Raw genomic sequence first — 9,196 nt, forward strand, 5'->3', positions numbered from 1 at the left:
TTCCAGAGGACTTGAAGACACACATGGCACTCACGTACTCCGCCGGTTCCCTGGTGAAGGCCCGCGGCCGCGAATGGGTGGTGCTCCCCGAGAGCGAACCCGACCTGCTCGTCCTGCGCCCGCTCGGCGGCTCGGACGACGACATCGCCGCCGTGTTCCCGGTGTTCGAGGCGGTCGAGGAGGCGAGGTTCGCTCCGCCGGAGCCGAGCGACCTCGGCGACCAGCGGGCGGCCGGCCTGCTGCGCACCGCCCTGCGGGTGGGCTTCCGCTCGGGCGCGGGCCCGTTCCGCTCGCTCGCCGGGATCGCGGTGGAGCCGCGCGCGTACCAGCTCGTGCCGTTGCTGATGGCGCTGCGTCAGAAGACGGTCCGCATGCTGATCTCCGACGACGTCGGCATCGGCAAGACCGTCGAGGCGGGTCTGATCGCGAGCGAACTGCTCGCGCAGGGCGAGGCGTCGGGCCTGGCGGTGTTGTGCTCGCCCGCCTTGGCGGAGCAGTGGCAGCAGGAGCTGCGCAGCAAGTTCGGCATCGACGCGGAGCTGGTGCTGGCGTCGACGGTCACCCGTCTGGAGCGCGGCCTGGACCTGGGCCAGTCCCTCTTCGACCGCTACCCCAACGTCATCGTCTCCACAGACTTCATCAAGTCCCCGCGCCACCGCGACGACTTCGTACGCCACTGCCCCGACCTGGTGATCGTCGACGAGGCGCACACGTGCGTGGCCGCCGACGACGTCTCGGCGGGCTCGCAGAGCCAGCTCCGCTACGAGCTGCTGCGCCGCGTCGCCGAGGACGCCGAGCGGCACCTGCTGCTGGTGACGGCCACCCCGCACAGCGGCAAGGAGTCCGCGTTCCGCAACCTGCTGGGCCTGGTCAAGCCCGAACTGGCCCACGTGAACCTGGAGTCGGAGGCGGGCAGGAAGCTGCTCGCCCAGCACTTCGTGGCCCGCAAGCGCGCGGACGTACGCCAGTACCTCACCAAGGAGGACGGCCTGGCCGACGACTCGCTCGCCGAGCGCACCGCGTTCCCCTCGGACCGCTACTTCAAGGACGAGACGTACAAGCTGTCCCCGGAGTACCGGGCCCTGCTGGACGACGCGATCGCCTACGCGAGCGAGCGGGTGGAGGAGGCGGACGGCCGGGGCCGGCGCGAGGCACGAATAGCCTGGTGGTCGGCGATCGCCCTGCTCCGCTCGCTGGTGTCCTCGCCGCGCGCCGCCGCGCAGACGCTGCGGACGCGGTCGGCGGCGGCGGTCGCGTCGTCGGCGGAGGAGGCCGACAAGCTGGGCGCACCGCTCAACAGCGACGCCGCCGACAGCGACTCGATGGAGGGCATGGACGTAGCGCCCGGCGCGGAGATCGAGGAGGACGACCCGCGCTCGCGCCTGGCCGAACTCGCCGACCGCGCCGAGGAGCTGGAGGGCCCGGCGCAGGACCTCAAGCTGAAGGCCCTGATCAAGCACCTCAAGGCGCTGCTCGCCGACGGCTACAACCCGATCGTCTTCTGCCGCTACATCCCGACGGCCAAGTACCTGGCCGAGCAGCTGGCGAACGACCCGGAGACGAAGAAGCGCGGCCCGCTGGGCGCGAAGACGGTCGTCAAGGCGGTCACCGGCGAGCTGTCGCCGCAGCAGCGCATCGACAACATCGAGGCGCTGGCCGCGGAGGCCGGCGAGGACGCCGCCGCACGCCGCGTGCTGATCGCCACGGACTGCCTGTCGGAGGGCGTGAACCTCCAGCACTACTTCGACGCGGTGATCCACTACGACCTGGCGTGGAACCCCACCCGCCACGACCAGCGCGAAGGCCGCGTCGACCGCTACGGCCAGCGCCGCGACGAGGTCCGCGTCATCACCCTGTACGGCGACGACAACGGCATCGACGGCAAGGTCCTCGAAGTCCTCATCAAGAAGCACCGCCAGATCAAGAAGGACCTGGGCATCTCGGTGTCGGTCCCGGACGAGCTGTCGACCGGCGTGACGGACGCGATCGTGGAGTGGCTGCTGATGCGCGGCCGCGAGAACGAGGACGCGCTGTTCAGCGCGGACGCGTTCAAGGTGAGCACGGCGAAGCTGGACAGCGACTGGAACTCGGCGGCGGAGCGGGAGAAGCGGTCCCAGTCCCGGTTCGCGCAGCGCGCGATCCACCCGGAGGAAGTGGCCCGCGAGGTCGCCGCGATCCGGGAGGCGCTGGGCGGCACGGGCGAGGTCAGGACGTTCGTACGGGAATCCCTGGGCGCGCTGGGCGCGGTGCTGCGCGGTGCGGACGAGGCCGACGACTTCACGGCCCAGGTGGGCGGCACGCCGGCGGGCCTGCGCGACGCCCTCGCCACGGCCGTGGGCGCGGAGGTGATCGAGCAGGACCGTCCGATCCCGTTCCGCACGGATCCGGCGGTGGCGCGGGGCGAGGCGGCGCTGGTGCGGACGGACCCGGTCGTGGGCGCGCTCGCGTCGCATGTCCTGAACGCGGCGCTGGACGCGCAGGCGGACGGCGCCCGCCCGGCACGCCGCTGCGGCGTGATCACGACGGACGCGGTGACGACGCGGACGACGCTGCTGCTGGTCCGCTACCGGTTCCATCTCACCCTGCCGTCGCGGAGCGGCGAGAAGCAACTGGTCGCAGAGGACGCGAGGCTGCTGGCCTTCGAGGGCTCCCCGAAGAACGCGGTGTGGCTGTCGCAGGAGCGCGCCGCGGCCCTGCTGGACGCGACGGCGTCCGAGAACACGGACCCGCACTTCGGCGAGCGCATGACGAAGCGCATCCTCGACCAACTCCCCGAGATCAACGGCTACCTGGAGTCGTACGGCGATGACCTGGCCGCCGAGCTGGACGCCTCGCACCGCCGGGTGCGCCAGGCGTCCGGCGAGATCGTCCGCGGCCTGTCGGTGACGGCCCAGAAGCCGGCCGACGTCCTGGGCGCGTACCTGTACCTGCCCGCCAACCCCACTGCTTCCTCCCCTGCCCCTGCTGCTGTCTCTGGAGCGTCCGCCTGATGTCCGCCACGACTCGCCACCAGGTGTTCACCGCCGTCCACACGGTCGGAGGGCTGCTGCCGGCCGACATGCTGCTGCGCATCTCCGAGGGCAAGGACGTCCCGGGCGCGAAGCCCGCCGACTACGGCCTGCCGTCGTCCCGCTCGGTACGGGACGAGGCGGAGCGCAGCTGGGAGTACCTGAAGCCCCTCTGGCGCGAGCTGCGCAAGCACCTGCCCGAGGACCGGGAGACGGGCCTGCCCGCCACCGACCCCACGGGCCGCGCGGGTGCCGACTGGCTGGCGCCGCTGTGGAGGGAGCTGGGTTTCGGCCGCCTGACGCCGATCGGCACGGAGGGCGTCCGGGCCGACTCGGACACGGAGAAGCGGTTCGAGGTCACGCACCGCTGGCAGCACGCGCTGATCCACCAGACACCGTGGAACGCCCACCTGGACAAGCGCCCGGGCGGCGCGGGCACGGTCCCGCCGCAGTCGATGCTCCAGGAGTGCCTGAACCGAACCGAGGCCCACCTGTGGGGCGTCCTGACGAACGGCCGTCAGGTACGTCTGCTGCGCGACTCCAGCGCGCTGGCCACGGCCTCGTACGTCGAGTTCGACCTTGAGGCGATCTTCGACGGTGAGCTGTTCAGCGAGTTCGTGCTGCTGTACCGGCTGCTGCACGTGTCGCGCTTCGAGGTCGCGGAGGACGCGGCGCCGTCGACGTGTTGGCTGGAGAAGTGGCGCACGGAGGCGATCGCGCAGGGCACGCGCGCCCTGGACCAGCTCAGGAAGGGCGTCCAGCGGGCGATCACGACCCTCGGCACGGGCTTCTTGAAGCACCCGGACAACCGGGAGCTGCGCGAGACGCTGGAGGTAAAGACCTTCCACTACGCGCTGCTGCGCCTGGTCTACCGCCTGCTGTTCCTGTTCGTGGCCGAGGACCGCGAGGTCCTGCTGTCCCCGTCGGCGGACGAGACGGCGAAGGAGCGCTACGCCGCGTACTTCTCGTCGGCCCGCCTGCGCCGGCACGCCCAGCGACGCCGGGGCACGGCCCACGGCGACCTGTACCAGGCCCTGCGCCTGGTCCTCTCGGGCCTGGGCAACGACGACGGCCTCCCGGAGCTGGGCCTGCCCGGCCTCGGCGGCATCTTCGACGACACGGAGGCGGACAAGCTCCTGCACGGCCTGTCCCTGTCGAACGAGCCGCTGCTGGAGGCGGTACGGGCGCTGTCGATCGTGCGGGACACCAACAGCAAGCGCAACCGGGTGGTCGACTACCGTCACCTGGACGCGGAGGAGCTGGGCTCGATCTACGAGTCCCTGCTGGAACTGGTCCCCCAGCACAACGCGACCGAGCGCACCTTCGAACTGGTCGAGCTGGCGGGCAACGCGCGGAAGACGACGGGCTCGTACTACACCCCGTCCTCGCTCATCGAGTGCCTGCTGGACTCGGCGCTGGACCCGGTCATCGACGACGCGGTCAAGCGCGGCGAGATCCGAGCGACGCGCTCGGGCCAGCCGGACCCGGGCCCGGCCATCGTCGAGGAACTGCTGAACCTCACGGTCTGCGACCCGGCCTGCGGCTCGGGCCACTTCCTGGTGGCGGCGGCCCGACGCATCGCGAAGCGGGTGGCTGCGGTACGGGAGCAGAACCCGGAGCCGACGATCGACGCGGTACGTCACGCCCTGCACGAGGTCGTCGCGCGGTGCATCTACGGCGTGGACCTCAACCCGATGGCGGTCGAGCTGGCCAAGGTGTCGCTGTGGCTGGAGGCCCTGGAACCGGGCAAGCCGCTGGGCTTCCTGGACGCCCACATCAAGCACGGCAACGCGCTGATCGGGGCAACGCCGGCCCTGCTGACCAAGGGCATACCTGATGACGCGTTCAAGCCGATCGAGGGCGACGACAAGAAGATCGCGTCGGCCATCAAGAAGCGGAACGCTGCGGAGCGCGGTGGCCAGCTGAGCTTCCACACGGAGGAGCGCATCTGGGTCTCCAACGCCTCCTTCGCGGCGAGCCTGCGCGACATCACCGCCGCCCCGGTCGACACCCTGCGCGACGTCCGGCTCCAGTCCAGCCGCTTCCGTGACCTGGAGCAGTCCGCGGACTACCTCCGGGCCCTGCACATCGGCGACGCCTGGTGCGCCGCCTTCGTCTGGCCCAAAGTTCAGGGCGCGCCGACCCCGGTCACCGAGGGCGTCTTCCGGGACCTCCAGAGCGCGGGCGCGGGCATTCCAGTGAGTACGAACGAGGAGGTCATCCGCCTCGCCCAGCAGTACAGGTTCTTCCACTGGCATCTGGAGTTCCCAGAGGTCTTCACCGTCTTGGAGACTGCGAGCGGCGACGTCGATCCGTCCGTGGGGTGGGCTGGGGGCTTCTCTTGCGTGCTGGGGAATCCGCCGTGGGAGCGCATCAAGCTCCAGGAACAGGAGTTCTTCGCCCAGCGCGACGCGGCCATCGCCAACGCCCCGAATGCGGCCGCCCGCAAGCGGCTCATCGCGGCCCTCCCGGAGACGAACCCGGATCTCTTCGCCGAGTTCACCGCAGCCAAGCGTCAGGCTGAGGGAGAGAGCCAATTCCTGCGCTTGTCACTGCGCTACCCGCTCACGGGCCGGGGCGACATCAACACGTACGCCGTCTTCGCCGAGACCGACCGCATGATGACAGGGCCACGCGGCCGCATGGGCGTCATCGTACCGACGGGTATCGCAACGGATGCGACAACACAATTCTTCTTCAAGGACCTAGTCGTCAAGGGGCAGTTGGCCGCCCTGTATGATTTCGAGAATGAAGAAAAGATATTTCCCGGAGTCCATAATCAGACAAGGTTTTGCCTGCTGAGCCTTGCTGGGACAGGGTCTCCCGACTCTGACATCTCACTGGTTTTCAAAGTACGCCAAGTCGACCAGATCGATCAGCGACGTTTCACCCTAAGGCCGGAAGATATATCACGCATCAACCCCAACACAGGCACCTGTCCTATCTTCCGGACCCGCCGAGACGCTCAAATAACTCTCGATATTTACCGTCGGTCTCCTGTGCTACTCAAGGAGGGTGACCCCCAGGGAAATCCATGGGGCCTTACATTCATGACCATGTTCCACATGGCCAATGATTCACACCTTTTCTACAGTTACGAGAAATTGCTATCGGATGACTGGGTCCTAAATGGCAACATTTTCACCAGAGAAGGCACGCAGATGCTGCCTCTCTACGAGGCGAAGATGATCCACCATTACGACCACCGGTTTGCTACATACGAGGGAGCTACGCAAAAGCAGCTTAACAAGGGGACACTCCCACAGTCCGGCATGGAGGAACACGACGACCCTATGTACCGCAGCATGCCCCGGTACTGGGTTGAAGCGTCATCAGTAGAACAGCACCTTAATCGCCGACAAATAGACACTGAGTGGTTTCTCGGCTGGCGAGACGTAACAAACAACGTCAGCGAACGGACGATGGTAGCATCGTTCTCTCCACGGGCAGCGTATGGCCATAAGTTCATGTTGACTCCGGGCAGCAAAAAAGCCGTGCTGCTCGGCGCGGCCTGGTCTTCCTTTGCTTTGGACTACGTTGCACGACAGAAAATCGGCGGCTCTTCAATGAGCTTCTTCATAGTGAATCAACTCCCGGTACCCCAACCGGATAAGCTATCCGCCCACTATTCATTCATTTCACGTAGAGTTTTGGAACTCACCTACACGGCCACCGACATGGTGGCACTGGCGAGAGATTTGGGTGACACTGGCACACCATTTCGGTGGGACGAGGAGCGTCGCCAGGTTATACGGACCGAACTGGACGCCCTTTTCTTCCACCTTTACAAAATCCCCCGCGATGATGTCGACTACATTCTCGACACCTTCCCCATCGTCAGACGCAAGGATGAGGCGAAGTACGGCACCTACCGCACCAAGGAACTGATCCTCGCCGAGTACGACCGCATGGCCGCAGCCGGCGTCAGCCTCGAAAACCCGTTGGTGGACGGAGAGAATTACACCTCCACCCTCACTCCGCCCCCGGGCCACGGCCCGCGGCACCCCGCCTGACCGCTCGGCGATCGTTGCGCGGCGCAATCCCAACCACCCTCAACTTCGAGAATCCACTTCAGGAGGCGGGCAATGGACAACGAAATTGAGCTGATCAGTGACGGTGATGGACTGACACTCATCGGGAATGAGACGGACATCGAACGCTTCCTCGTCTCGGAGGGACTGTCACCAAAGGGTCGCAAACCGAAACGACTCAAGTCCGTCTTCGGTACCGGGGCTGCAGTCGCGCAGGCAGGTTCGGACATTTCCGCCAACTCCTCTCTCTGGCTGAAACTGACCAAGGAGTCCGCGCAGCGTGTCAAGGAGCTCGGGCTGATGGAAAGCAAGACGCCGGGCATCAGCCATGCAATGATCGGGAAACCTGGCTCGATCGAGAAATGGCTGCAGGTCGAGAAGGGGGCTGGCTCATTCCTGACCAACCCGGCGCGTCTTTCCGGTGCTGCGGGGATCATGGCACAGCTTGCGATGCAGCAGACCATGGACGAGATCACCGACTATCTCGCGAAGATCGACGAGAAGGTCGACGACGTACTCCGCGCCCAGAAAGACGCTGTGTTGTCCCGCATGATCGGAGTGGACTTCATGATCGAGGAGGTCATGACGATCCGGGAGCAGGTGGGCCGGGTCTCCGAGATCACGTGGTCGAAGGTGCAGGCCCTGCCGACGACGATCGCGGACACCCAGGTGTACGCGCTGCGTCAACTCGACGCGCTGGCGGAAAAGATGGAGAGCAAGACCAAGATCGGTGATCTCGCCACAACGGCCAAGGAAGTCGAGTCCAAGGCCCGGGAGTGGCTCGCTGTTCTGGCTCGTTGCTTCCAACTACAGGATGCGATCGGCGTGGTCGAGCTCGAACGAGTACTGGACGCGACCCCGCATGAGCTGGACCAGCATCGTCTCGGGCTTCGGGCTGCCCGACAGAACCGGCTGAATCTCATCTCGCGAAGCACTGAGCGTCTGGTGGCCCGGATGAACGCGGCTGCCGGCATGGCCAACGCAAAGGTCCTGCTGCATCCGACCCAGTCCCCGGCCGTAGTTCAGTCGAGCAACCATGTCGTGACCGGCGTTCGTGACTTCCACGGGCTGCTCGGAATTGAGTCCGGTAGCCAGTCGTCGGAGACTAGACGATGGGTGGAGGCGGCCACGGAGGCGAGGGACAAAGCGCTCGAAACAGGCGCGAAGGGCGTCGAGGCCGCCAGGAACCTCGGCAACGAGACCATCGACAAGGCCAACTCGGTGAAGGGCAAGCTCTCCCGCGGAATAGCCGAGCGAGCGCGCCGTCGACGCCAGGACGAGGAGGAACGCGGCGAGGCTGAGTGAGCGCCGACCGTCAGCCACGTCCGCAGCCCGACTACACCCTCAACGGCGAAGAGCCGGTTCACGCGTCACGGTGGCATGCGCCTGCGGCCCTGCCACCGTGACGCGTCGCCTTCAGACCTTCGCCGCGAAGGCCACGAAACGCGACCAGCCGTCCAGGCTCACAGCGAAGGGGGTCCGCGTCACGTCCTTGGAGTCGCGTACGTGGATGGCCTGCTCGGTGACGGCGACCTCCACGCAGCTGTCGCCCTGGGTACCGCTGTAGCTGGACTTGAACCAGGCGAGTTCCGTCGTGCTCATAGCTCTCCTCCGCGCAGTCGCTCCAGCAGACCCCGTGAGTCTTTGGGGTTCAGGGCCTGCGACCGCAGTGTGTCATAGCGTTGGTAGAGGAGGCTCACCTCTTTCGGGTCGGAGATCAGACGGCCGTTCTGCTGCCCTTCCGAGTAGGCAAGTCGTCGACGCTCCGGAGTTTCCAGAAGCTGAAGAGGCCCATCGAGGCACCCATGGGATTCCGCGTCCATCGGCATGACCTGAAGCGTCACGTTCCTCGGTGCCGTCAGCTCCAGAGCATGCTCCACCAGTCCCTGCATCACCTCCGTACCGCCAAGCCTCCGCCGGAAGACATGCTCCTCGACGATGAAGCTGAACGGGACGTTGGGCCGCTCAGTGAGCATCCGCTGCCGTTCCAACCGAGCGGCGACCTGAGCCTCCAACTGCTCGTCCGACAGCGGGGGAACGCTGTTGTCGAAGACGGCCCGAACATACCCCTCCGACTGCAACAACCCCGGAATCAACCGGCACTCGTACGTACACAGGCTCACCGCCACCCGTTCCAGCCTCGCCCACCGCCGGAAC

At 66.6% G+C, this 9,196-nt stretch carries 5 protein-coding genes; 3 read left to right on the plus strand and 2 right to left on the minus strand.

Features of this window, described 5'->3' with window-relative positions; genetic code table 11:
- Window positions 1-23 precede the first annotated feature (23 nt).
- The 3 genes from C1I97_RS05515 to C1I97_RS05525 all read left to right on the plus strand — a co-directional run bounded on the left by C1I97_RS05515 (window position 24) and on the right by C1I97_RS05525 (window position 8,344).
- Window positions 24-2,990: a helicase-related protein gene (locus C1I97_RS05515; protein WP_111002093.1), complete on the plus strand. Its 2,967-nt coding sequence runs from the start codon at window positions 24-26 to the stop codon at window positions 2,988-2,990.
- Window positions 2,990-7,021, plus strand: coding sequence for an Eco57I restriction-modification methylase domain-containing protein (locus tag C1I97_RS05520; protein ID WP_111002094.1), 4,032 nt, complete (start codon window positions 2,990-2,992; stop codon window positions 7,019-7,021). The genes C1I97_RS05515 and C1I97_RS05520 overlap by 1 nt, the downstream gene beginning before the upstream one ends.
- A 72-nt stretch (window positions 7,022-7,093) precedes the next feature.
- Entirely contained in the window at window positions 7,094-8,344 is a 1,251-nt protein-coding gene (locus C1I97_RS05525) for a hypothetical protein (protein WP_111002095.1), read from the plus strand.
- A gap of 111 nt (window positions 8,345-8,455) precedes the next feature.
- Here C1I97_RS05525 and C1I97_RS05530 read toward each other — a convergent pair whose 3' ends face one another.
- Together C1I97_RS05530 and C1I97_RS05535 are read right to left on the minus strand one after the other, a co-directional pair.
- A complete protein-coding gene (locus C1I97_RS05530; RefSeq protein ID WP_111002096.1) occupies window positions 8,456-8,641 on the minus strand; it encodes a DUF397 domain-containing protein in 186 nt (61 codons plus the stop codon).
- The coding region (locus C1I97_RS05535) for a DUF5753 domain-containing protein (protein ID WP_111002097.1) at window positions 8,638-9,196 on the minus strand (559 nt) is incomplete at its 5' end. The genes C1I97_RS05535 and C1I97_RS05530, both read right to left, overlap by 4 nt.

It is taken from the genome of Streptomyces sp. NTH33 (assembly GCF_003236365.1).
Taxonomy (GTDB): Bacteria; Actinomycetota; Actinomycetes; order Streptomycetales; family Streptomycetaceae; genus Streptomyces.

Excerpts from the sequence above, each read along its gene's own strand:
- C1I97_RS05530 (WP_111002096.1), bottom strand. The coding sequence starts at position 8,641 with ATGAGCACGACGGAACTCGCCTGGTTCAAGTCCAGCTACAGCGGTACC.
- C1I97_RS05515 (WP_111002093.1), top strand. The coding sequence starts at position 24 with ATGGCACTCACGTACTCCGCCGGTTCCCTGGTGAAGGCCCGCGGCCGC.
- C1I97_RS05520 (WP_111002094.1), top strand. The coding sequence starts at position 2,990 with ATGTCCGCCACGACTCGCCACCAGGTGTTCACCGCCGTCCACACGGTC.
- C1I97_RS05525 (WP_111002095.1), top strand. The coding sequence starts at position 7,094 with ATGGACAACGAAATTGAGCTGATCAGTGACGGTGATGGACTGACACTC.